Origin of the sequence: Phenylobacterium sp., assembly GCF_030693625.1 — a bacterium.
Taxonomy (GTDB): Bacteria; Pseudomonadota; Alphaproteobacteria; order Caulobacterales; family Caulobacteraceae; genus Phenylobacterium; species Phenylobacterium ferrooxidans.
The window spans coordinates 20,768-42,228 of sequence record NZ_JAUYAF010000023.1; the positions used below are offsets into that span (position 1 = coordinate 20,768).

The 21,461-nt window shown below is 69.0% G+C and carries 23 protein-coding genes and 1 tRNA gene; 8 read left to right on the top strand and 16 right to left on the bottom strand.

What is annotated here, in order from left to right; translation table 11 throughout:
* Nucleotides 1-18: 18 nt before the first annotated feature.
* Nucleotides 19-1,641, bottom strand: coding sequence for a carboxyl transferase domain-containing protein (locus Q8N10_RS04735; RefSeq protein ID WP_304778344.1), 1,623 nt, complete (start codon nt 1,639-1,641; stop codon nt 19-21).
* Nucleotides 1,642-1,694: 53 nt separating this feature from the next.
* A complete protein-coding gene (locus Q8N10_RS04740) occupies nt 1,695-2,102 on the bottom strand; it encodes a ribonucleotide reductase subunit alpha (RefSeq protein ID WP_304778259.1) in 408 nt (135 codons plus the stop codon).
* Between the two features lie 129 nt (nt 2,103-2,231).
* Here Q8N10_RS04740 and Q8N10_RS04745 point away from each other — a divergent pair, with 129 nt between their 5' ends.
* Entirely contained in the window at nt 2,232-4,001 is a 1,770-nt protein-coding gene (locus Q8N10_RS04745) for a patatin-like phospholipase family protein (protein WP_304778262.1), read from the top strand.
* Nucleotides 4,002-4,364: 363 nt separating this feature from the next.
* Nucleotides 4,365-4,622, top strand: coding sequence for a hypothetical protein (locus tag Q8N10_RS04750; RefSeq protein ID WP_304778265.1), 258 nt, complete (start codon nt 4,365-4,367; stop codon nt 4,620-4,622).
* A gap of 36 nt (nt 4,623-4,658) precedes the next feature.
* On the opposite strand, the gene Q8N10_RS04755 is transcribed toward Q8N10_RS04750, so the two are convergent.
* Nucleotides 4,659-5,405 (bottom strand): anti-sigma factor, encoded by a 747-nt coding sequence (locus tag Q8N10_RS04755; protein ID WP_304778268.1) that lies wholly within the window; start codon nt 5,403-5,405, stop codon nt 4,659-4,661.
* Nucleotides 5,402-5,893 carry an RNA polymerase sigma factor gene (locus tag Q8N10_RS04760; RefSeq protein WP_304778271.1) on the bottom strand — a complete coding sequence of 164 codons (492 nt, stop codon included), beginning with the start codon at nt 5,891-5,893 and terminating at the stop codon, nt 5,402-5,404. Before Q8N10_RS04760 ends, Q8N10_RS04755 begins: the two co-directional genes overlap by 4 nt.
* Before the next feature lie 173 nt (nt 5,894-6,066).
* Here Q8N10_RS04760 and Q8N10_RS04765 point away from each other — a divergent pair, with 173 nt between their 5' ends.
* The 3 genes from Q8N10_RS04765 to Q8N10_RS04775 all read left to right on the top strand — a co-directional run bounded on the left by Q8N10_RS04765 (nt 6,067) and on the right by Q8N10_RS04775 (nt 9,038).
* Nucleotides 6,067-7,479 (top strand): S8 family serine peptidase, encoded by a 1,413-nt coding sequence (locus Q8N10_RS04765; protein ID WP_304778274.1) that lies wholly within the window; start codon nt 6,067-6,069, stop codon nt 7,477-7,479.
* A gap of 96 nt (nt 7,480-7,575) precedes the next feature.
* On the top strand, nt 7,576-8,037 hold the full coding sequence (locus Q8N10_RS04770) for a hypothetical protein (protein WP_304778277.1): 462 nt from the start codon (nt 7,576-7,578) through the stop codon (nt 8,035-8,037).
* 185 nt (nt 8,038-8,222) lie between these two features.
* A complete protein-coding gene (locus Q8N10_RS04775) occupies nt 8,223-9,038 on the top strand; it encodes a helix-turn-helix domain-containing protein (protein ID WP_305663872.1) in 816 nt (271 codons plus the stop codon).
* Here the strand turns inward: Q8N10_RS04775 and Q8N10_RS04780 are convergent.
* The 7 genes from Q8N10_RS04780 to Q8N10_RS04810 form a co-directional block, all read right to left on the bottom strand.
* Nucleotides 9,035-9,238 carry a hypothetical protein gene (locus Q8N10_RS04780; protein WP_304778282.1) on the bottom strand — a complete coding sequence of 68 codons (204 nt, stop codon included), beginning with the start codon at nt 9,236-9,238 and terminating at the stop codon, nt 9,035-9,037. The genes Q8N10_RS04775 and Q8N10_RS04780 overlap by 4 nt on opposite strands.
* A 59-nt stretch (nt 9,239-9,297) precedes the next feature.
* Nucleotides 9,298-9,708 (bottom strand): DUF3574 domain-containing protein, encoded by a 411-nt coding sequence (locus Q8N10_RS04785; RefSeq protein ID WP_304778285.1) that lies wholly within the window; start codon nt 9,706-9,708, stop codon nt 9,298-9,300.
* Between the two features lie 77 nt (nt 9,709-9,785).
* Entirely contained in the window at nt 9,786-10,952 is a 1,167-nt protein-coding gene (locus Q8N10_RS04790) for an isovaleryl-CoA dehydrogenase (protein ID WP_304778288.1), read from the bottom strand.
* 93 nt (nt 10,953-11,045) lie between these two features.
* Complete coding sequence (locus Q8N10_RS04795; protein ID WP_304778291.1) at nt 11,046-12,464, bottom strand: lysozyme; 1,419 nt, start codon at nt 12,462-12,464, stop codon at nt 11,046-11,048.
* Between the two features lie 67 nt (nt 12,465-12,531).
* Nucleotides 12,532-13,983: a magnesium transporter gene (gene mgtE, locus Q8N10_RS04800; protein ID WP_304778294.1), complete on the bottom strand. Its 1,452-nt coding sequence runs from the start codon at nt 13,981-13,983 to the stop codon at nt 12,532-12,534.
* A 65-nt stretch (nt 13,984-14,048) separates the two neighbouring features.
* A tRNA-Leu gene (locus Q8N10_RS04805) sits at nt 14,049-14,133 on the bottom strand.
* 54 nt (nt 14,134-14,187) lie between these two features.
* Complete coding sequence (locus Q8N10_RS04810) at nt 14,188-14,448, bottom strand: FliM/FliN family flagellar motor switch protein (RefSeq protein WP_215339996.1); 261 nt, start codon at nt 14,446-14,448, stop codon at nt 14,188-14,190.
* A 67-nt stretch (nt 14,449-14,515) separates the two neighbouring features.
* Between Q8N10_RS04810 and lipB the strand changes: the two genes are divergently transcribed.
* Nucleotides 14,516-15,241, top strand: coding sequence for a lipoyl(octanoyl) transferase LipB (lipB, locus tag Q8N10_RS04815; RefSeq protein ID WP_304778298.1), 726 nt, complete (start codon nt 14,516-14,518; stop codon nt 15,239-15,241).
* A 154-nt stretch (nt 15,242-15,395) separates the two neighbouring features.
* Here the strand turns inward: lipB and Q8N10_RS04820 are convergent, their stop codons facing one another.
* Both Q8N10_RS04820 and Q8N10_RS04825 read right to left on the bottom strand, forming a co-directional pair.
* On the bottom strand, nt 15,396-15,794 hold the full coding sequence (locus Q8N10_RS04820; RefSeq protein WP_304778301.1) for a DUF805 domain-containing protein: 399 nt from the start codon (nt 15,792-15,794) through the stop codon (nt 15,396-15,398).
* The gene (locus tag Q8N10_RS04825) at nt 15,794-17,773 is read right to left on the bottom strand and encodes an acetyl/propionyl/methylcrotonyl-CoA carboxylase subunit alpha (RefSeq protein WP_304778304.1); all 1,980 of its coding nucleotides are present in this window, start codon (nt 17,771-17,773) and stop codon (nt 15,794-15,796) included. Before Q8N10_RS04825 ends, Q8N10_RS04820 begins: the two co-directional genes overlap by 1 nt.
* A gap of 220 nt (nt 17,774-17,993) precedes the next feature.
* Between Q8N10_RS04825 and msrB the strand changes: the two genes are divergently transcribed.
* Both msrB and Q8N10_RS04835 read left to right on the top strand, forming a co-directional pair.
* Nucleotides 17,994-18,488, top strand: coding sequence for a peptide-methionine (R)-S-oxide reductase MsrB (gene msrB, locus Q8N10_RS04830; RefSeq protein ID WP_304778308.1), 495 nt, complete (start codon nt 17,994-17,996; stop codon nt 18,486-18,488).
* A 104-nt stretch (nt 18,489-18,592) separates the two neighbouring features.
* Nucleotides 18,593-19,117 (top strand): hypothetical protein, encoded by a 525-nt coding sequence (locus tag Q8N10_RS04835; RefSeq protein ID WP_304778311.1) that lies wholly within the window; start codon nt 18,593-18,595, stop codon nt 19,115-19,117.
* Here Q8N10_RS04835 and Q8N10_RS04840 read toward each other — a convergent pair.
* The 3 genes from Q8N10_RS04840 to Q8N10_RS04850 are packed head-to-tail and all read right to left on the bottom strand — an operon-like array spanning nt 19,114 to nt 21,429.
* On the bottom strand, nt 19,114-19,923 hold the full coding sequence (locus tag Q8N10_RS04840; RefSeq protein WP_304778314.1) for an aminoglycoside phosphotransferase family protein: 810 nt from the start codon (nt 19,921-19,923) through the stop codon (nt 19,114-19,116). The two genes, Q8N10_RS04835 and Q8N10_RS04840, sit on opposite strands and share 4 nt — an antisense overlap.
* A gap of 40 nt (nt 19,924-19,963) precedes the next feature.
* Entirely contained in the window at nt 19,964-20,659 is a 696-nt protein-coding gene (locus Q8N10_RS04845; RefSeq protein ID WP_304778317.1) for a BON domain-containing protein, read from the bottom strand.
* On the bottom strand, nt 20,656-21,429 hold the full coding sequence (locus Q8N10_RS04850) for a BON domain-containing protein (protein ID WP_304778320.1): 774 nt from the start codon (nt 21,427-21,429) through the stop codon (nt 20,656-20,658). The genes Q8N10_RS04845 and Q8N10_RS04850 overlap by 4 nt, the downstream gene beginning before the upstream one ends.
* Between the last annotated feature and the right edge of the window lie 32 nt (nt 21,430-21,461).

The following is a 21,461-nucleotide window of genomic DNA, read 5'->3' on the forward strand; positions in this document are numbered from 1 at the left end:
GTCCGCTCGCCAGGCCCGCTACATGCGGAAAATGCCGAACCTGGTCTCCGGGATCGGCGCATTGAGGGCAGCCGAGATCGAGAGGCCCAGGACATCACGCGTCTGGGCCGGATCGATGATGCCGTCGTCCCACAGGCGAGCGGTGGCGAAATAGGGGTCGCCCTCGCTCTCGTAGCGATCGCGGATCGGGGCCTTGAAGGCCTCCTCCTCGGCGGCGGGCCATTCGCCGCCCCGGGCCTCGACCCCGTCGCGGCGGATAGTGGCCAGCACGCTGGCGGCCTGTTCGCCGCCCATGACGCTGATCCGGCTGTTGGGCCAGCTCCACATGAAGCGCGGGGAATAGGCGCGGCCGCACATGCCGTAGTTGCCGGCCCCGAAGGAGCCGCCGATCAGGACGGTGAACTTGGGCACCTCGGCGGAGGCGACGGCCGTCACCAGCTTGGCGCCGTCCTTGGCGATGCCGCCCGCCTCGTACTTCCCGCCCACCATGAAGCCGGAGATGTTCTGCAGGAACACCAGCGGGATACCCCGCTTGCAGGCCAGCTCGATGAAGTGGGCGCCCTTCAGCGCGCTTTCCGAGAACAGCACCCCGTTATTGGCCAGGATGGCGACCGGCTGGCCCCAGATGCGGGCGAAGCCGGTGACCAGGGTCGTGCCGTACAACGCCTTGAACTCGTCGAACTCCGAGCCATCGACGATGCGGGCGATCACCTCGCGCACGTCATAGGGGGCCCGCACATCGGTGGGGACGATGCCGTAGAGCTCCTCGGGATCGAACAAAGGCTCCCGCGGCTGCGCCAGCACCACCTGGTCAGGTTTGCGGGTGTTCAGATTGGCGACGATGGAGCGGACGATCTGCAGGGCGTGTTCGTCGTCCACCGCCACATGGTCCACCACGCCCGAGCGCCGGCCATGGGTGTCGGCGCCGCCGAGCTCCGTGGCGCTGATCACCTCGCCGGTGGCGGCCTTCACCAGGGGCGGGCCGCCCAGGAAGATGGTCCCCTGGCTCTCCTCGCCGGCGCCGCGCACGATGACGGTCTCATCGCTCATGGCCGGCACATAGGCCCCGCCGGCGGTGCAGGAGCCCATGACGCAGGCGATCTGGGCGATGCCGTCGCCGCTCATGCGAGCCTGGTTGAAGAAGATGCGGCCAAAGTGGTCGCGGTCGGGGAAGACCTCGGCCTGGTGCGGCAGGTTCGCGCCGCCAGAATCCACCAGATAGATGCAGGGCAGCCGGTTCTGCATGGCCACTTCCTGGGCCCGCAGATGCTTCTTCACGGTCAGCGGGAAGTAGGCCCCGCCCTTCACCGTGGCGTCGTTGGCGACGATCATCACCTCGCGGCCGGAGACCCGGCCGATACCGGTGATCACGCCCGCGCCCGGCGCCTCGCCATCATAGAGGCCGTGGGCGGTGAGCGCGCCGACCTCCAGGAAGGGCGATCCGGCGTCCAGCAGGCGCATGACCCGCTGGCGAGGCAGCAGCTTGCCGCGCGCCTCATGGCGCTTGCGGGACTCCTCGGGGCCGCCAAGGGCCGCGGCGGCCACCCGCTCGCGCAGCTGCGCCGCCAGGGCGCGATTGACCTGATCATTGGCCTGGAAGGCCTCGCCGTTCGTGTCGATGACGGACTTCAGTATGGGCATGGCCAAGGCATAGCCGGGCCCGGCGATGCAGGCTAGGGCCGCGCCCTCGCGGCCTATTGGAAGAGGATGGGCTCGCCGTCCGGGTCGTAGGCGGCGAAGCGACCGACACCGCCGACGCGCACGGCGTCGACCATGGCCTGCAGGGCCACCTCGATCTGGGCCGTGGTGGGCGGCGCGCCGCCCGATCCCGACAGGCTGGCCGCGAAGGCCACCTGCCAAGGCGGCCCGGCGCGTCGGGATTCCGCCAACAGCGCCTCGAAATTCGCCAGTTCGCCTGGGGCCTTGTCGACACACATCAGGGGCGCGAGGGCGCCGCCCTCGCCGGCCAGGAAGCGCTCACGCTGGGCCTCGGTGGCCCCGTCGGGCAGTTCGGCGGCGGCGAAGACGAACAGCAGGCGCTGCGGATCGGGCTGGGCGGCGGCGGCTTCGAGGAGTTGCCGGAAGTGAGAGCTTTGAGTCATGAGGCGATCCTGGCGCCGATCGCCGAAGCCCACCATGCGGCAGATCAAACCGGCCGGCCATCGGCTGCCGAGGGCGCGCCACGCAGAATCGGTTTCCACCCGGCCGGACGCGCCTTAGGCTCCCGCTTCGTGGCGAACCTTCCCGGCATATCGACCGACTCGGCGCTCTCGCGGCTGTTCGAGGATGAACGCGCCCAGGGCGAGGCCACCTGGTTCTCCCTGCCGGGCGGCGTGACCCTGTTCGACGCCGGGGAACCGGCCGATCACCTGTATTTCGTGCGCGCCGGGCGCCTGGGCGCCTTTCGCCGCGAGGAAGGCCACGAGCCGCAGTTCCTGGGCGTGATCCGCCCGGGAGAGCCGGCCGGCGAAATGTCGATGATCTCCGGCGTGCCGCACTCGGGCCACGTGGTGGCCCTGCGCGATTCGGAAATCTTCGCCCTGCCCCGCGAAGCCTTCTTCGACGCCTGCGACGACGATTCCGAGGTGATGGTCGAACTGGCCCGCCTGATGATCCTGCGCAGCCGACAGGCGGCCACCAAGTCCTCGGGGGCCGCGCCCTCGGTGTTCGGCTTCGTCACCATCGGCGAGCCCGTGGCCGTGCGTCCGCAGGTGGACCGCATCGCCCGCGAGGTCGGCAAGCTCGGCTATTCGGTCACCGTCGTGGGGGCCGAAGCCCAGCACGCCCCCACCGAATGGTTCTCCGAGGTCGAGCGCGACTACGACTTTGTCCTCTATTGCGCCGAGGCCGCCGACCTGGGCTGGCGCCAGGTGGTGGGGCGGCAGGTGGACCGGCTGTTCCGGATCGGGCGCGGCGACGTTGTTCCGCCGGCCACCCATCCCCATGTCAACGAGCCGCTGCAGGGCCAGAACCTGGTGGACCTGATCCTCGTGCAGAAGCGGGGGGCGGCCAAGCCCGTCGGCTCCGAGGCCTGGATGGACGCCGCCAAGCCCGCGCGGCTGTTCCACATGCGCCGCGACCACGCCGGCGACATTCAGCGCATCGCCCGGGTCCTGACCGGCCAGGCGGTGGGCCTGGTGCTGTCGGGGGGCGGCGCGCGGGCCTACGCCCATATTGGAGCCGTGAAGGCGCTGCGCGAGCGCAAGGTGCCCATCGACTTCGTGGGCGGCGTCTCCATGGGGGCCATCGTCGCCGCCGGGGTCGGGCTGGGGTGGGAGGACGCGGAGATGGAGCGGCGCATCCGCGCGGCCTTCGTCAACACCAGCCCGCTGGACGACATCGCCATCCCCCTGCTGGCCATGACCCGGGGCGAAAAGGTTCGCGAGCGGCTCGCCGAGCACTTCGGCGACGTGCAGATCGCCGACCTGTGGCTGCCCTTCTTCTGCCTGTCCTCGAACCTCACCACCGGCACCTACCAGCTGCATCGCCGCGGCCTGCTGCGCGAAGCCCTGCGGGCCACCATCTCCCTGCCTGGCGTCCTGCCGCCGGCCACCCACAACAACGATGTGCTGGTGGACGGCGCGGTGATGAAGAACTTCCCCGCCGACGTGATGCGGATCAACGAGCTGGGGCCGATCATCGGCATCGACGTCTCGCGCGGGCGCTCGATCACCGCCGCCGACGTGGCGCGCCCGTCCTCGGTCTGGCGCTGGATCTTCTCCGGACAGTGGCGCAAGGGCCCACCCATCGTGTCGCTGCTGATGCGGGCGGCCACCGTCTCCTCCGGCCGCGACCTGGCCGCGGCCCGCGACGCCACCGACGTGTTGGTGACGCCGGACGTGACCGGCGTGGAAATTCGCGACTGGGCCGCCTATGACCCCGCCGTGGCCGGCGGCTACAAGGCGATGAACCAGGCGCTCGACAAGTTGAGCGTGCCCGTCACCGATCTTCGCCGGCGGCCGAGCCTGCGACAGAAGGCGCTGGCCAGCGGCCGACGCTGACGGCTGTTCCTCCCCTGTTCGCCGGGTAGGCAAGATCAGGCGCCGGAACACGAAATCGGCATGAGTCAACAGCGCCGTTTGCGGAACGATCAAATCGGTCCCATATTCGAGGTCTTGTTCAACAACTGAAAGGAGGTGACCCAGTGTCTCATTGTCTTCATCCGCAGGTGGAAACCGTGATCTGGGCCTCCGCTTACGAGGCTTGCGCGTAAGCGCTTCAGGTTTGCGGGACCGCTGAGCGGTCCGACAATGGAACGGCCGGCCCCGACAACGGGCCGGCCGTTCGCATATCAGCGTTATGGTTGGCGCAGATTAACGCCAAAGATGAACGAAAGCTTATGGCTAAGCTGTCATTCTCGGCCCATGGACCCGACCAGCGCCACCTCATCCTCCTTCGACTATCCCGTTCGGCCCCGCGACACCGCCGCGCCGAAGATCGTCGCACCACCCGCCCCGTCCCCTCGCGAGAGCATGGACACGCCCGTGACCGACAGCGGCCAGCTGCGGGAATACCTGCAGGCCAAGCCTGACCAGGTGAAGAACCGCGAGACCGACGAACAGGTCACCCGCCAGCGCGTCGACGACAAGCGGATGGGCACGCTGTTCGACCTGCGGGCCTAACCGCCAAGGCGTTCCCTTCCACGGAAGACGGCGAACTCAGCTGCGCCAGCGACGCGCCTTGGCCGCCATTTCCCCCGCGCGGTCCAGGGGCTCGCCCTCGATCATGCCATCCACCGCCGCCAGCACCGCGGGCGCCGTCGCGCTGGCCGCCATCCGGTAGTCGTGGGTCTTGGTGGGCGCCGGCGCGGTGGTCGTCATGCGCGCGATCCAGCGTGGGCCCTCCCGGCAGGCGATCCCGGCGATGCGCTGGGCGTCGGCCTGGAAGGTGCGGCAATAGCGGCCGTCGGCGGTCTTGAAGCTGAGGCCCAGGCGAGCCGGCCCGGAGCTGGCCGACAGATTGTTGTTCAACGCCCGGGCCAGGCCGCCGCGCGCCACCAGGGACCCGTCCATGCTGGGCGCCAGCATGCCGGCGTTCTGTTGCGAGATCAGATAGCCGGCCACCACCCCCACCATCAGGGTCGCGGCCACCGAACTCCAGGCGGGCAAGGAGACCTTCACCTGCGGCTTGGCGACAGGCGGCGGTTTGCGGCGGTCGGCGAGCTTCACCACATTGTCGGGATCGAGCTTGGCGGCGGCCTGGGCGGCGGCCATGAGCTGGGCCGGCACGCTCTCCTGAGCGACCCCGGCATAGGCCCCGGCGACCTTGGAGCGCAGCAGACGGTGTTCCTCCAGGCGCACGCCGAGCACCGGGTCGACCGCCACGGCGGCCTCGACCTGGGCGCGGCCGACGGCGTCGAGTTCGCCATCGACATAGGCGATCAGTTTGCGGTCATCGATCTTCATGCAGCACCCCTGAGATCGGCCAACAGGGCGTTGCGGCCCCGGACCAGGCGGCTGGTGAGGGTTCCTTCCGGAACCTCCAGCACCGCCGCCGCCTCGCGATAGGATAATCCCTCCACCAGCACCAGCGCCACGGCCACTCTCTGATCGGCGGGCAGGCGCGCCATGGCCTGTTCCACCGAGGCGGCCTGCAGGTGAGCCTCCATGGCCGCCGCGCCATCGATTCCGATGTTCAGCCCCTGCTCCTCCGGCGCGAAGACGCGGCTCTGGCGGGTCCGGGCGCGGGCTTCGTCGATCCAGGCGTTCTTCATGATCTTGTACATCCAGCTATCCAGGCGGGTCCCCGGCGCCCACTGATCGGCGCGCACAAGGGCGCGTTCCACAGTGAGTTGCGTCAGGTCGTCGGCGTCCGCGACGTCCCGGGTGATCGCCCGCGCCAGACGGCGCAGCCGGGGAAGCAGTTCGACGATCTCACGCTGAAAGCCTTCCAAGACCTCGCCTCTGTCTGGGGATGAAACGACGACGCCGGGTCGTTTCATCCATCGTCCCCTCTAGCCGGTCGCGTTTTTCAACGATGAGCCTGCGCCCACTTCGTCTGAAAACGCTTATGCGGAACAAAACGCCACTGCCGTGCTTAGAGGTCCGTCGGGAAGAGGAATTCACGATGGGGCCTTGTCATCGCTGGATCGTCCGCTCGCTGAGCGTCGTGGCGTTGAGTGTGATCGCCCTGCCGGCCAGCGCGCAACTGGGCGGGGTAGGTCTGCCGTCGATGCCTGGGGTCGGTGGCGGACTGCCCGGCGGCGTTGGCGGCGGATCGCCGATGGGCGGACTGCCCGACCTGCCGCGCACGCCGATGGCGCCGCGCGCACCGAGCGTGCCGGCCCTGCCCTCCACGGTGCGCGGCCTGATCGGACAGACTGAGGTTCTGGCCGGAGAGGCTCTCACCGCCCTGCGCGGCCAGCAGGTCCAGGCCCTGATCCGCGATCATGCCGACCTCATCGACGTGGACGACCAGGGCCAGGCGGTGGTGCGCGGGGAGGTTTTGATCCTATCGCCATCCCCGCAGTCCCTGGCCATCGCCAGGAAGGCGGGGTTCCGCGTTGGCTCGGAGACACGGCTGGAGGGGCTGGAGCTCAGCACCGTGACCCTGGGCCTGCCGCCGGGCGTCTCGGTGCGAGAGGGGGTGCGCCGGCTCAAGGCGCTGGATCCTGAGGGCCAGTACGACTTCAACCACATCTATCTCGGCGCGGGCGCTGCGCCGGCGGTCGCCCGCGGCCCCGCGGCGCGCGGCGGCGGGGCCGGCGTCCGGATCGGCCTGGTGGATGGCGGGGTGGCGGCGCACCCCAGCCTGGGGCCCGTGGAGCAGCGGGGCTTTGCGCCGGGCGGCCTGAAGGTCAGCGCCCACGGGACGGCGGTCGCGTCCCTGATGGTGGGTCGTGGACGGGGGTTCAGGGGCGCCGCGCCCGGCGCGCGGCTGCTGGTGGCCGACGTCTACGGCGGATCGCCCACTGGAGGCTCGGCGGCGATCATCGCCCAGGCCCTGGCGTGGATGGCCCGGAGCAAGGTCGCCGTGATCAATGTCAGCCTGGTGGGGCCGCCCAACCGCACCCTGGAGGCCGCCGTGGCCGCCCTGGTGGCGCGCGGGCATCTGGTGGTGGCCGCCGTCGGCAATGACGGGCCCGCCGCCCCGCCGCTCTATCCCGCGGCCTATCCCGGCGTGGTCTCGGTCACCGGAGTGGACGCGCGGCGCAGGGTGCTGCCCGAAGCCGGGCGCGGGGGTCACGTGGACTTCGCGGCCCCCGGCGCCGACATGGCCGCGGCCTCCAGCCAGGGAGGCTATGTGGCCCTGCGCGGCACCTCCTTCGCCGCGCCCCTGGTGGCCGGCCGCCTGGCCCTGGAACTCGCCAGCCCCGACAGGGCGGCCGCGGCGAACGCGATGGCTGACCTGGCCCGCCAGGCGACCGACCTGGGGTCGCGCGGCCCCGATCCCACCTATGGCCGAGGCCTGGTGGCGTTCGACCTGCGCACCTCTCCCACCGCCGTCGGCGCCGGCCGGGCCCTGCTCGCGGGCGAGTGATCGGAAAAATCAAAAGACCTGGGATGAAAAGTCCCGGCCCCATCGTTGGACCTCTCATGAGACGCAACTGCGGCTCGAAGACATTGGGAGAACGACATGCGTAGAACCACGATGATCGCGGCCGCGGCCGCAAGTGCTCTTCTCGCCCTTGGCACGGGCGCCCACGCTCAGCTGGTCGGCGGCGCCCTTGGCGGCGGCGGCGGTCTGGGAGGCATGGTCGGCGGTATCGGCGGCGGCGTGACCGGCTCGGGTTCGCTCGGCGGCTCCGTGGACGCCAGCGGGGCCGGTTCAATGGTTCGCGGCGCTTCAGGATACGCCCGCGATACGGCCAGCGCTTCGGCCGACTATGCCCGCGACACAGCCGCTCAGACCGCTCGAGAAGCGCGCGCTCAGGCCCGCGCCGCCAAGCGCGCCGCGGCCCAAGCGGCCCGGTCCACCAGCGCCTCGGCTGACGCCGACGCCGACGCCTCCGCCAACGCCAACGCCTCCCGCGACGGGGCGGACGCCTCGGTCGGCGTTGACGCATCTGCTCAGGGTTCGGTCTCGCGCGCCCGCTGAGGCTTCCCTTGGAGCGGACGCTGCAGACCTAGGCGTGCCTGGAGAGGCTTGCGTGAGCCGCGCCAGGTCTGACAGTGGAAAGGCCGCCGGGCACCCCCCGGCGGCCTTTCGCATGCCCGCCCCGAGGTGTCTCCATGACCTGCCAGGTCATGGAGCCGGTGCGAGTGGGGGGCTATCGTGGGGTCATGACCAGAACAGCTTCGGCCGTGGGCGACCACCTTCGCGACTGGCGTCAGCGGCGCCGGATGAGCCAGCTCGACCTCGCCCTGGAGGCCGAGATCTCGACCCGCCATCTCAGCTTCGTGGAGACCGGGCGCGCCCAGCCCAGCCGCGACATGCTGCTGCGCCTGGCCGACCAGCTGGAGATACCGCTGCGGGAGCGCAATGTGATCCTGGTGGCCGCGGGGTTCGCGCCGGTCTTCCCGCAGCGCTCCCTGGACGACCCCGGCCTGGCCGCGGCGCGCCGCGCGGTGGACCTGATCCTCACCGGGCACGAGCCCTTTCCGGCCATGGCCGTGGACCGTCAGTGGAACCTGGTCAGCGCCAACCGCATGGTTGGGCCGCTGCTTCAGGGGATCGACGCTGACCTTCTGACGCCGCCGCTGAATGTCATCAGGCTGAGCCTGCATCCGCGCGGCCTGGCGCGACGCACGGCCAATCTGCACGAGTGGCGGGCCCATATCCTGGAGCGGCTGCGGCGAGAGGTGGAGCTGACAGCCGACGCGGGGCTGGCGGCGCTGCTGACCGAGGTCAGGGCCTATCCGATCCCGGGCGGACGGGCGCCGCGCAAGCCGTCGGACGAGTTCGCCGGCGTGGCGATCCCGTTCCAGCTGAACACGGAGGATGGGGGGGTTCTGTCGTTCCTGTCGGCGACCACGGTGTTTGGCACCCCGGTGGACGTGACCCTGTCGGAACTGACCTTGGAGACCTTCTTCCCGGCCGACGCCGCGACGGCCCGGGCTCTTCGAGCCATGGCCGCCGGGCTGGACGGGTCGGGCTAGTTGCGCGGGGTGGTGGCCGCCCCGGCGATGCCGCCGATGGCCGCGCCGGCGAGCGCGCCCTTGGCGTCGCCGCTGACGACGGCGCCGACGGCGGCGCCGCCGAGCGCGCCGGTGGCCGCCCGTTCGGTGGTGGTGGTGCCGCAGGCCGACAGGGTCAGGGCGATGACGGCGGCGGGGGCGAGCATGAGAATCTTACGCATGGGGTCTTCTCCTTCAGTTCGGGAAAGAGAACCCGCAGGTCGCGAGTCTTGTTCCGGACCTAGAAGGACACGCAGGCGCGCTGGGTGACCATCATCACGCTGTCCTGGTGGAACCGCTCAACATAGGCTTGCCGAACCTCCCCCAGCTTGCGGCGGTTCTCGCCATTGGCGGCGGGCAGAACCAGGACGACCACCTTGGCCGCCTCCCGGATCAGCTTGTTCTCCGGGCCGGTCCATTGTCCGCCCCCGTCCAGGACGGTGAGGCCCTCGGGAAAGCGCGGGGTCAGGATCTCGTCGGTGAACTTGCGGAATTCCGCGTCGGAGACGCCGGGCGTGTCGCCGATGTTCTGGCCGAAGAACAGCTGGGCGGTGCGCATGGGCTCCTCCCCTGCTGCGCAGCTGAGCCGCGGTTCCAGGCTGGCGCACCCAGACAGGGCGATCAGAGACATCAGGACAAGGGCGGTACGCATCGATCTTACCTCCGCCCCCCGGCGTGGTCAGTCCATCTAAGGTGAATCGGAGGTGTACAAAGCGTTGATACGCCGCCTCATGCCCCAATCAGTTCGCGTCCGATCAGATAGCGGCGGATTTCGTTGGTGCCGGCGCCGATGTCGTAGAGCTTGGCGTCCCGCAGCAGGCGCTCGGCCGGATAGTCGCGGGTGTAGCCCGCGCCGCCCAGGGCCTGGATCGCCTCCAGGCTGACCTTCACGGCGTTTTCCGAGGCCATCAGGATCGCGCCCGCCGCGTCAAACCGCGTGGTCTGGCCCGCGTCGCAGGCCCGCGCCACCGCATAGACATAGGCCCGCGCCGAGTTCAGGGCGACGTACATGTCGGCCACCTTGCCCTGCATGAGCTGGAAGGAGCCGATGGGCTTGCCGAACTGCTTGCGCTCCCGGACGTAGGGCAGAACCACGTCCAGGCAGGCTTGCATGATCCCCAGCGGCCCACCCGACAGCACCGTGCGCTCATAGTCCAGGCCGCTCATCAGGACGCCCACGCCGCCGTTCACCGGGCCCATGACGTTCTCTTCCGGGACCTCGCAGTCCTCGAACACCAGCTCGCCGGTGTCGGAGCCGCGCATGCCCATCTTGTCGAGCTTCTGGCCGACCGAGAAACCCTTGAAGTCCTTCTCGATCAGGAAGGCGGTGATGCCCTTGCTGCTCTCACCTGGCGTTGTCTTGGCATAGACCACCAGGACGTCGGCGTGCGGCGCGTTGGTGATCCAAAACTTGGTTCCGTTCAGGACGTAGCGATCCCCGTGATGCTCGGCCTTCAGGCTCATGGAGACGACGTCGGAGCCCGACCCGCTCTCGCTCATGGCCAGGGAGCCCACATGCTCGCCAGAGATCAGGCGCGGCAGGTAGCGGCGCTTCTGCTCGTCTGAGCCCCAGCGGCGGATCTGGTTGACGCAGAGATTGGAGTGGGCGCCGTAGGAGAGGCCGACTGACGCCGAGGCGCGGCTCACCTCCTCCATGGCCACCACGTGTTCGAGGTAGCCGAGACCAAGGCCGCCGAACTCTTCCTCGACGGTGACGCCGTGCAGGCCAAGCTCGCCCATCTGGGGCCAAAGCTGGCGGGGGAAGGTGTTGGTCGCGTCGATCTCCGCCGCGAGGGGCGCGATGCGGTCGGCCGCGAAGCGCGCGGTGGTGTCGCGGATGGCCTCGGCGGTCTCGCCAAGTCCGAAATCCAGCGATGGTCCAGGGTTGGGGATCATGCAGCGGTGTTAGCACGAATAGGCCCAAAACGAGAAAGGGGCCCGGCGATACGCACCAGGCCCCTTCCCCACTATCCCCCCCCGGGAACAGACTTACTCGGCGTCCAGGTCGTCCTCTTCATCGAGGTCGCCCCGACCCAGGCGGTCGAGCATGAGGTAGACCGCCACCCCGAAGAAGCCGATGCCGGCGAGCGCCGCCATCCAGCCCACGGTCATGGGGTTCAGAAGGCCGCCGTCGCTATCGGGGCTGACGCTGGCCGCCCAGAACAGACCGCCGGCGAAGAAGGCCAGGCCCACCACGGTCAGGCCCACCAGCAGGGGCAGGCTCAGCTTGGGCTGCTCCGGCTCCAGCAGGTCGAAGGCGGGGTCGTAGTCCAGGGTGTCGTCAATCAGGATACGGCGCTCTTCGCGCGGCGGCGACGGCAGTGTGAGCTGGTCGTTGGCCGCCGAGGTCTGGCGGTCGAACAGGGTCGGGTGCGATTCGTTGGCCGCGATCGGCAGCTCCAGGCGGGGCCGCTCCATCGGCGCGGGCTCGTAGGTTTCTTCCGGCGGCGTCAGGACGAAGGCGCGGTCGCCCCCGGCCATGGCCATGGGCGCGGCGGGCGGCGGCGCGGTGGGCTGGACAAAGACCGGTTGCGGCGGGGCCTCAACCAGCGCGGGCGCAGGGGCCTCGGGCTCAGGGGTCGGCTCAACGCGCGGCGCGGGCTCGAAGGGCGCCTGGGGCGCCGGTTCCTCGGCGGTGGTGTCGCGGAAGATCGTCGAGAGGCGCGAGGTGACGCTGGCCGCCGCCGTCTGGGTGGGGCTCAATTCCTCTTCCGGCACGACCGGCACCAGGGGCGGCGCGGGTTGCGCCGTCGCCACGGTGACGGGGCCGACCGCCTCCACCGGCAGAACCGGGGCCGCGTGGGGCGCGACGAAATCGGTCTCGCGCTCGACGATGGCGCGGGGACCGTCCATCGGGGCCTTGAGCGCCATGGGCGTCTCGCGCGGCACGACGCCGGCGGCGTCCATGTCCACATTGGGACGCAGGATCGGCGACGGGGCCGGGACCCAGCCGTGGGTCGGGGTGAGGAACAGGGTCTTCTCGGCCGAGCGGCGGCGGACCAGGGCGTCGATGACGATGCGTTCGCCTTCGAAGTCGGCCTTGCGCCACAGCTCCATGGCGCAGGCCGCCTGCAGCAGCTGGCCTTCATTGACCCGGCGCAGGACCGAGGAACGGCGGAAGTTGTCGACGCCGATATTGAAGGCGAAGGCGCACAGCGAATCGAACTGGTTCTGGGTCAGCGGGGTGTAGGTCCACTCGTTGACCGAGTGCGCGACCGCGATCAGATCGTAGAGCAGCAGGGCCTCGGCGTCCTGTTCCGAGACTTCCGCCCCGTCTCGCGCCGTGAGGGTGTGGCCATAGCCGATCGTCCAGCGGCCGTCGGCGAGCTGGGCGGACTTCCGGCGGTAACCCTCAAACCGCTTGATCAGGTCGATCGCAGTTCGGGAAACGTGATGACGCGGTTTCATGGCCAGTTGACCCACTTTGAGACAGACGCCGAAGCGCTTGGGTCTCAACGGGCAAGATAGAGGCCGGTTACAGAAGGATCACAGCCGCCAGGCCCAGGAAGGACAGGAAACCCATGAAGTCGGTCACGAATGTGACGAAGACCGACGACGAAACCGCCGGATCGCGTCCCAGGCGATCAAGGGTCAGGGGCACCAGGGTTCCCACCACCGCGGCGATGGACACATTCACGATCAGGGCCAACGCCACGGTGATGGACAGGCGCAGGTCGTGGAACCAGAGGAAGACCGCCACGGACATGATGGCGGCCAGGGTCGCGCCGTTCAGGACGCCGACGCTGACCTCGCGCAGGAAGATGCGCATGGCGTTCGACGCGTTCAGTTCACGGTTGGCCAGGGCGCGGACGGCGACGGCCAGGGTCTGGGTGCCCGCGTTGCCCCCCAGGGAGGCCACGATGGGCATGATGATCGCCAGGGTGACCAGCTTGGTGATCTCGTCCTGGAAGGCGGCGATGACGCTGACGGCCACGGTGGCGGTCAGCAGATTGAGGATCAGCCACGGCAGGCGCGAGCGCACGATGCCCAGCACGCCCGCGTCGCGGCCGGCGTCGGTCACCCCGGCGAGCGCCAGGATGTCCTCCTCGGTCTCATCCTGGATGACGCCGACGATGTCATCGACCGTGATCTGGCCCACCAGTCGCCCGCCCGGCTCCACGACGGGCGCCGAGATCAGGTGGTACTTGTCGAAGATATAGGCCACCTCCTCCTGGTCCATCTGGACGGGGATTTCCGTGATGGCCTCCATGACCTGGGCCAGGGGCGCGTCGCGCCGCGTGCGCAGCAGGTGGCTTACCGGAACCGCGCCCACAGGCCTGTGGGAGGGATCGACCACATAGACGTCGAAGAACAGCTCGGGGAGCTCATCGCCTTCCTTCAGGAAGTGCTCGATGGTCTGACCGACCGTCCAGAACTGAGGGGCCCAGACCACCTCGCGCTGCATGAGGCGGCCGGCGGTTTCGTCCTCATAGGCCAGGCTGCTCTCGATGGCCGAGCGTTCCATCTCCGGCATCGCGGCCAGCACCTGGGCCCGCTTGTCGTCCTCCAGGTCGTCGACGACATCCACCGCGTCGTCGGAGTCCATCTCGCCCAGGGCCTTGGCCAGGGTCGCGTAGGGGACGTGCTCCAGCACGTCCTCGCGGATCTCGGTGTCCAGTTCGGAGAGGATTTCGGCCAGGGCCTCGGGATCGAGGTGGGCCACCACTTCGGAGCGATAGTCCGACGACAGGAAGCCCATCAGGTCGGCGACGTCGGCCGGGTGCAGGGCGGCCAACAGTTCGCGCAGGCGCTCGGCGTCGCCACGGTCGATCGCATCGACGACCATGGCCACGAAGTCAGGGTTTAGGGCGTAGTCCTCGCCAAGGGCGAGATCCTCGAGGTCCTCGACCTCGGCGGACGTCAGGCTCTCTCGCGAGGTCCGCAGGTCCAGAACGTCGTCCTTAGGATGTTCGGTGTCGCGGCTCATGCGGACCTCCCCTCCTAACGTATGACGATGTTCTAGCTCTGCAGCTGCGAAAGACCCTGATTCACTGGTGCGGTCGAGAAGACTCGAACTTCCACGGGTTGCCCCACAGCGACCTCAACGCTGCGCGTCTACCAATTCCGCCACGACCGCTCGTGGTGAGGCGCGGCAGGTAGCAAACCCCCGCGCGTTTGTGAAGCGTTGTGGCTAGCCGCCGGCCATATAGTCGTAAACATCGGCCGCGCGGGTGACTGCGATGGAGATGCGATCCTCGTTGATCTGGATCTCTCCACGGGCCACGGGGTGGTTATTGGCCAGGATCCACACCTCTTCGTTGACACCGGCGTCCAGCGGGATCACCGCACCCCGGCCCATCCGCAGCAGCTGCTGCATGGGCAGGGTGGAGCGACCCAGCACCACCGAAATCTCGACGTTGACGGCGTTAACCTGACCCAAAACCCCACCCATCAAAAAACGCTAAGAAATCAAAGGGGGCTTTGCGCCCCCCGATCCTCGAGCCCACATTGGCGCTGACATGCTTGACCGGTCGTTAAATGCTGACGCTCCCGCTCCCTATTTCGGAAGGGCCGACGGCGCCCCTGTGGGATGGGCCGTTTCCACCGGGTATGTCGGATACGAGGCCGCCGTCGCCGCCATGGAGGCCCGCGCCGCCGCCATCGCCGAGGGCAAGGCGGGGGAGCTGGTCTGGCTTTTGGAGCACCCGCCGCTCTACACGGCCGGAATTTCCGCGAAAATGGCCGATCTGCTGGAGCCAGACCGATTCCCGGTCTTCGCGACGGCCCGCGGCGGGCAGTTCACCTATCACGGCCCAGGCCAGCGCGTGGCCTATGTGATGCTGGATCTGAGCGCGCGCCAACGCGACGTGCGCGCATTCGTCGCTGGCCTTGAGGCCTGGGTTATCGGCGCCCTGGCGCGGTTCAACGTGACCGGAGAGATTCGCGACGGTCGGGTGGGCGTCTGGGTTGAGCGCCGCGTGTCCGGCGCGCCCACGCGTGAGGACAAGATCGCCGCCATCGGGGTGAAGCTGCGCCGCTGGGTGTCGTTCCACGGGGTCTCGCTGAACGTGGAGCCTGATCTCGACCACTTCTCCGGCATCGTCCCCTGCGGCCAGACCGAGCACGGGGTGACCAGCCTGGTGGACCTGGGCCTGCCGGTGACCATGGACGAGGCCGATTCGGCGCTGATGGAGAGTTTCGCGGCTGTGTTCGGGCCGGTGGTACGGGTCGAGGCGCCGATCTGACGCTTCCTTTCCTCCCCTATTTGTGGGGGAGGGGGACCGCCGATAGGCGGTGGAGGGGGCGCGACCGGACACCGTGGATGGGGCTCGCCCCCTCCACCACGCTACGCGCGGTCCCCCTCCCCCGTTCGCTTCGCGACAGGGGAGGAAAAGATCTTCAGGCCAGCGCACCCCTCAGCGGGTTGGCGCCATAGCGGTTGGTCCCCTGCTCGCTCCCCATGACCCCCAGCTCCACCACCGCCCAGACCAGCAGCAGCGACAGCAGGACATCGGCGGGGTTCATCGGCGGCTGCCAGACGGCCACCAGGGCGAAGAGAATCGGCGCGGCCCACCAGCCGGACTTGCCCCGGTCGTGCAGGCGCTTGGACAGCACACAGGCACCGCCATAGATCAGGGACGGATAGACGAACCAGCCGGTCAGCCAGTGCAGGGTGACGCCGGCCACGGCCTCATAGACCGCCGCCAAGGCGATCAGCAGCGCCGCCCCGATGAGGAACGGCGTCCGGCCCAGGCGGCCCCCTGCGGTGAAGAACAGGGCCGCCCAGTCGGTCTGCATCAGGCGAACTCCACCAGCACCTCGTCGGCGGCGACCGAATCGCCGGCCTTGGCGCCGACGGTCTTCACGGTGCCGTCCCGTTCGGCGCGGATGATGTTCTGCATCTTCATGGCCTCCACGACGCAGACCGCCTCGCCCGCCCGCACCAGCTGGCCGGGAATGACGTCCAGGGTCACGACAAGACCCGGCATGGGCGAGAGGATCATCTTGGAGGTGTCGGCCGCCGTCTTTGGCGGCAGCTTCTCGTGCAGCTCGGCCGACCGCGGGGTCAGGACCAGGACATTGAGGGTGGTGGCCCGGTGGCGGATCACGAAGCCCTCGGCGGCGGGCTTGACCGCCACGGTGAAGGCCCGGCCGTCCAGCACGCCGCGGAACACGTGCTTGCCCGGCCGCCAGTCGACGTCGGTAAGGGTGAGCGCCCGGTTCTCGTTCACGTACTCCACCTGATAGGCCGCCCCGCCGTTGGAGAGGCGCACCAGGCGCTTGTCGTGGCCGGCGATGACGATCCACTCGTCCCGCAGCAGCTGGGGCGCGGAGCGGGCGGTGACGATGCGGTGCATGGCGCAGGCCACGGCCGAGACCAGGTCGCGCTGCCAGTCGGTGGGCAGGGTCCCGAGGAAGCCTTCGGGGAACTCGTCCTTGATGTAGTTGGTGGAGAGCTGCCCGCTTCGGAACCGCTCCTGGTCCATGACGGCGGCCAGGAAGGGGATGTTCTGGCCCAGCCCCTCGATGTGGAAGTCCTCCAGCGCCCGGCCCATGGCGTCGATGGCCGCCAGCCGCGTCGGCGCCCAGGTCGACAGCTTGGAGATCATCGGGTCGTAGAACATCGAGATCTCGTCGCCCTCGCGGACGCCGGCGTCGTTGCGCACGATGACGTCGCCGACCTGGCCCTCTTCCGGCGGGTAGTAGCGCACCAGGCGGCCGATGGAGGGCAGGAAGCCGCGATAGGGGTCCTCCGCATAGATGCGGCTCTCGATGGACCAGCCGTTGATCGCCAGGTCCTTCTGGGCGAAGGCCAGCTTCTCGCCATAGGCCGAGCGGATCATCTGCTCCACCAGGTCGACCCCGGTGATCAGCTCGGTGACCGGGTGCTCCACCTGCAGGCGGGTGTTCATCTCCAGGAAGAAGAAGCTCTTGTCCTGGCCGGCGACGAACTCGACCGTGCCGGCCGAGTCGTAGTTGACGGCCTTGGCGAGCGCCACGGCCTGGGCGCCCATGGCGGCGCGGGTCTCCTCGTCCAGCAGAGGCGACGGGGCCTCCTCGATGACCTTCTGGTTGCGGCGCTGGATGGAGCACTCGCGCTCGAACAGGTGGACGACATCGCCGTGCTTGTCGCCCAGCACCTGGATCTCGATGTGGCGCGGGCTCTCGATGAACTTCTCGATGAAGATGCGGTCGTCGCCGAAGCTGGACTTCGCCTCGGCCTTCACCGCCGGGAAGCCCTCCTCGACGTCCTTCTGGTTCCAGGCGACCCGGATGCCCTTGCCGCCGCCGCCGGCCGAGGCCTTGATCATCACCGGATAGCCGATGTCTTCGCTGATCTTGATGGCGTGCGCCGTGTCGTCGATCTCCCCGACGTGGCCGGGGACCACCGAGACCCCGGCCCTGGTGGCGAACTTCTTGGATTCGATCTTGTCGCCCATGGCCTCGATGGCATGGGGGTTGGGACCGATGAAGACGATCCCCTCCTCCTCCAGCCGCCGCGCGAAGGACGCGTTTTCCGAGAGGAAACCGAAGCCGGGGTGGATGGCCTCCGCGCCGGTTTCCCGGGCCGCGGCCACGATCTTGTCGGCGACCAGGTAGCTTTCGGAGGCCGGCGCGCCCCCGATGAAGACGGTTTCGTCGGCCATCTCGACGGCCATGCTGTCGGCGTCGGCCTCGGAATAGACCACCACGGTGGCGATTCTCATGCGGCGGCAGGTCTTGATGATGCGGACCGCGATTTCGCCGCGGTTGGCGATCAGAATCTTTGAGAACATGCTGATGTCTTAGCGCAAAATCGCGCGGGCGAGACAGTCCGTGGTCCTGGGCATGACGTAACCTCCCTTACAGCGTGACAGCCTGAAGTGGGCGCCGGTCCAGGCGCCCGTCACGCTCAACATCAAAAGCCCGAGCCTTTCTGTTTCAGAAGAGATTTCTGAAACAGAAAGGCTCGGGCAGCGCTTCCGTACTTGGGGGAGAGACCCTAGATTGGACCCCATGAGCACGCCAGAAGCCACCCTCTCCCCGTCCGGTTTTGACCTGACACCTCCCGACGCAGCGGAACGCAAGCGCCTCGAGGCCGATCTCACCCGCGAAGAGGCCGAGGTGCTGCTGCATCACGGCACAGAGGCGGCCTTCTGCGGCGGCCTGCTGGATAACAAGGAGGACGGCGCCTATTGCTGCCGGCTCTGCGGCCTGCCGCTGTTCCAGGCCAAGACCAAGTTCGAGAGCGGCACCGGCTGGCCCAGCTTCTTCGCCCCCATCGACGAGGCCCATGTCCTGGCGGTGAAGGACACCAGCTACGGGATGATCCGCATCGAGACCCGCTGCGCCCGCTGCGACAGCCACCAGGGCCATGTCTTCCCCGACGGTCCCGCGCCGACCCGGCTGCGGTACTGCATCAATTCGATCTCGCTGGAGTTCGTGCAGAACGGTCAGGCGCTCCGCGATCCGCTGGAGCGCGGCGACAACCAGCGCCTGGCGATCGTCTAGAACCCGCAGCTGAGACAACTACATCGTTGATTTCATGGTGGATGACTGAGTTCCGCTGTAGGGTGATTTGTCGGACGCTTGGCGTCTCCACCTTGGCTGGTCCCATGCCTCTCCGCGCGATCATCCTGATCGGCCTCCTGGTTGCCGCAGGCCCAGCCATGGCGGGAAACGCCAAGTGCATCTGGGATCAACTGCCCGGCAGCAACCGCGACGCTTATCTCCTCGCTGGCCTGAAGGACCACCGGCCCGACGTGATGGATCACTTCAGCGACGCGCAGCTAAGCGTCGCCCTGAACGCCTGCAAGATCAGCGACGCGGCCATGGAGCATGCCGGCCGGGCGTTCTCCGGCTACACCGGTCAACTCATCGCCGAGCGGCGGCTGGAAATCTTGACCAACGTCTATGCCAAGCAACTGGACGCGGCCTGGGCCGCCCTGGACCCCGGCGTGATCGCGGCGCTGGCTCAGGAGGTGGCCAGCGGCAAGGACACCGGCGCCGGCCTGAAGGTTTGGAATAGTCTGATCGCGACGCTGACCCCCGCCGCCAGCGACCTGACCGCGCTCAAGCTCGAACTGATCAGCTATATGAGCAGCCGCGCGACCCGCCAGGCCAACGAGAAGCTCTACTAAAGCCCCAGCTCCGCCGCCGCGATCTGCGCGATCTGCAGGGCGCCGGCGGGGTTGTTCCCATCTGCCAGGGTCCATGAGGCCGAGAGGCCGGCATAGGCCAGCAGCCACTGCATCGTCCGCACAGGCTCGAGCACGGCCGCCTGGCTCACCACCCTCACCTGGCTGGCGATACGTCCGGGGATGACGGCTGTGGCCAGGTCCGGATTGCACAACAGGTTGGCGTAGTCATAGCCACGCTCGCCGATCAGCCCCTTGGGGTCGATGGCCAGCCAGCCGAGGTCGCCGAAATCCAGGAAGTTGCCGTGGTGGGCGTCGCCGTGCAGGACGCAGACCTCGCGCGGGTCGGCCAGCAGCACCCGCGACATCTCGTAGGACTTGGCCAGCACACCCCCATGGCGGTTGGCGGCGGGCGCCAGTTGCGCAAACCAGTCCGGCAGCGGCCGCAGGGTCGACGGCAGCCTCCCCGCCCGCGGCGCGTGGAGGCCATCCAGGGCCGAGCAGATGACGCGGCTGGCGTCGTCGTCCTGACCGTTCCTGGCCATGTCGGCCAGCGATCCGGCGCCGGTGGCGCGGACCATCAGCAGGGCCTCGCCCTCGTGGGCCAGGACCGGCGCGGCCCCCTGCCCGTTCCACCAGGCCATCAGGACGCCCCCGGCGATCTCCTCGGGCGAATGACTGACCTTGAGCATGGCGGCGATCCCGTCCTTGCGAACAGGCAGGAGCCGTCCCCCAAGGCTGGTGAACGGCTCCCCGTCGGGCGTCAGGCGCCAACGGTCGATCCAGGTCCTGAACGCCTCCTCCGACACGCCGCCAACCTAGGACGGACGGCGGGCGGTGTCAGCAGGGTCAGCTCTCGCCTTCGGCCTGGTCCCGCTGGATGGCGTTCTCGCCCAGGGGCGCGGTGGAAGCCCCGACCCGCAGGTTGTTCTGCACGTGCTTCACACCGGCGATGTGCTCGACGATCGCCTCGGCGTGGTGCTTGGCGCGACGGTCGCCGACCGTACCCGAAAGCGTGACTTCTCCCTCCTGCACGGCCACGGAGATACCCGACGCGTCGATGTGGTCATCCTCCGTCAGCCGGTCGTGGACGTCCTCGTTGATGCGCGGATCGCTGCGGACATAGCCCTTGGGTCCCAGGCCGCGATGGCCGGGATCGCCGGGTCCCGACGGGTAGGCTTGGGGAGGGCTCCCGCCATAGCGCGCATCATAGCCCGGAGCGGTCCGGCCGTAGCCGCCGGGGTCAGGGCCGCCGCGGCTGTAGTCTTCCGCTCGGCCGCCACCGCCGCCCCCACCCCGATAGACGCGGTCTCCATAGGCCGACACGCGCCGACCTGGGTCACTGCCGTTCTGGCCGTAGCCGCCGGTCACCCCCCGGCCGCTATAGTCGGCGCCCCGAGCGGCAGGCCGGCCCGCAACGCCGGGCCCCGGAGGCGGGTCGGTGTTGAAGCTGCGGTCGTCGCCATGCAGGTCGGCCTGTTGCTCGCCGCGATAGGTCCGGCCTTGGCCGCCGGGGTCGCGCCCGCCGTTGTCTCGCTCGGTCACTTCGCGTCTCCCGGCCGGCTGACGCGCAGGTTGTTCTGCACGTGGGTCACCCCGCCGATGTCCTCCACCAGCCGCTCGGCCCGGTGCTTGGCCTCGCGCTCGGTGACCGAGCCTGAGAGCGTCACTTCACCATCGGACACCGCGAGCGTGATATTGGAGGCGTCAAGCCAGGCGTCCTCGGTAAGGCGCTCGTGAACCTCCTCCGTGATCCGCTCGTCGGACCGCTTGTAGCCCTGCGGGCCCAGCCCACGATGGACAGGCCGCTGGAAGTCCGGCCGGCGGTCGCTGAACCAGGATGCGACGGTGTCGGCGGCGCGGTCCAGGAAGTTGCGGCTGTGGCCGGTGTCCTCATCGCGATCGTCGCGGTCGCGATAGAAGCGGGCGTCATCGCCGTCGCCGGCTTCATAGCTCCGATAGCGCTCGTAGGCGCCGCGCGGCTCTGACTGCGGCCCATAGGCGGCGCGATAGGCCTGGTTGCGCTCAGCCTCGGTGTGGCCGCGAGGCCCGCGGTCATAGGTGCGATCGGCGCCTCGGATGGGCGAAGCGTATCGCGGCCCGCCACCAGCGGAGCCGTCGCGCGCCGCCCGGGGGTCACTGTAGCTGGCGCCGCTCTCGCGCTCGCCAAACACCGGGCCCCGGGGCCCACGTTGGAAGCTGCGATCCTCAGGTCCGCGGTAACGGTCGAGAGGCTGGTCCTCGCCCGGATAGCCGCGGCTGAACTCCGCGTCGCGTTCGCGCCACTCGCGGTCGTCTTCAAATCTGCCGGCCATGAGGTCGTCTCCCATTGTTGCGTGGCCAAGGT

Excerpts from the sequence above, each read along its gene's own strand:
- Q8N10_RS04735 (WP_304778344.1), bottom strand. The coding sequence starts at position 1,641 with ATGCCCATACTGAAGTCCGTCATCGACACGAACGGCGAGGCCTTCCAG.
- Q8N10_RS04740 (WP_304778259.1), bottom strand. The coding sequence starts at position 2,102 with ATGACTCAAAGCTCTCACTTCCGGCAACTCCTCGAAGCCGCCGCCGCC.
- Q8N10_RS04750 (WP_304778265.1), top strand. The coding sequence starts at position 4,365 with ATGGACCCGACCAGCGCCACCTCATCCTCCTTCGACTATCCCGTTCGG.
- Q8N10_RS04755 (WP_304778268.1), bottom strand. The coding sequence starts at position 5,405 with ATGAAGATCGATGACCGCAAACTGATCGCCTATGTCGATGGCGAACTC.
- Q8N10_RS04765 (WP_304778274.1), top strand. The coding sequence starts at position 6,067 with ATGGGGCCTTGTCATCGCTGGATCGTCCGCTCGCTGAGCGTCGTGGCG.
- Q8N10_RS04770 (WP_304778277.1), top strand. The coding sequence starts at position 7,576 with ATGCGTAGAACCACGATGATCGCGGCCGCGGCCGCAAGTGCTCTTCTC.
- Q8N10_RS04775 (WP_305663872.1), top strand. The coding sequence starts at position 8,223 with ATGACCAGAACAGCTTCGGCCGTGGGCGACCACCTTCGCGACTGGCGT.
- Q8N10_RS04780 (WP_304778282.1), bottom strand. The coding sequence starts at position 9,238 with ATGCGTAAGATTCTCATGCTCGCCCCCGCCGCCGTCATCGCCCTGACC.
- Q8N10_RS04785 (WP_304778285.1), bottom strand. The coding sequence starts at position 9,708 with ATGCGTACCGCCCTTGTCCTGATGTCTCTGATCGCCCTGTCTGGGTGC.
- Q8N10_RS04790 (WP_304778288.1), bottom strand. The coding sequence starts at position 10,952 with ATGATCCCCAACCCTGGACCATCGCTGGATTTCGGACTTGGCGAGACC.
- Q8N10_RS04795 (WP_304778291.1), bottom strand. The coding sequence starts at position 12,464 with ATGAAACCGCGTCATCACGTTTCCCGAACTGCGATCGACCTGATCAAG.
- mgtE (WP_304778294.1), bottom strand. The coding sequence starts at position 13,983 with ATGAGCCGCGACACCGAACATCCTAAGGACGACGTTCTGGACCTGCGG.
- Q8N10_RS04810 (WP_215339996.1), bottom strand. The coding sequence starts at position 14,448 with ATGGGTGGGGTTTTGGGTCAGGTTAACGCCGTCAACGTCGAGATTTCG.
- lipB (WP_304778298.1), top strand. The coding sequence starts at position 14,516 with ATGCTTGACCGGTCGTTAAATGCTGACGCTCCCGCTCCCTATTTCGGA.
- Q8N10_RS04820 (WP_304778301.1), bottom strand. The coding sequence starts at position 15,794 with ATGCAGACCGACTGGGCGGCCCTGTTCTTCACCGCAGGGGGCCGCCTG.
- Q8N10_RS04825 (WP_304778304.1), bottom strand. The coding sequence starts at position 17,773 with ATGTTCTCAAAGATTCTGATCGCCAACCGCGGCGAAATCGCGGTCCGC.
- msrB (WP_304778308.1), top strand. The coding sequence starts at position 17,994 with ATGAGCACGCCAGAAGCCACCCTCTCCCCGTCCGGTTTTGACCTGACA.
- Q8N10_RS04835 (WP_304778311.1), top strand. The coding sequence starts at position 18,593 with ATGCCTCTCCGCGCGATCATCCTGATCGGCCTCCTGGTTGCCGCAGGC.
- Q8N10_RS04850 (WP_304778320.1), bottom strand. The coding sequence starts at position 21,429 with ATGGCCGGCAGATTTGAAGACGACCGCGAGTGGCGCGAACGCGACGCG.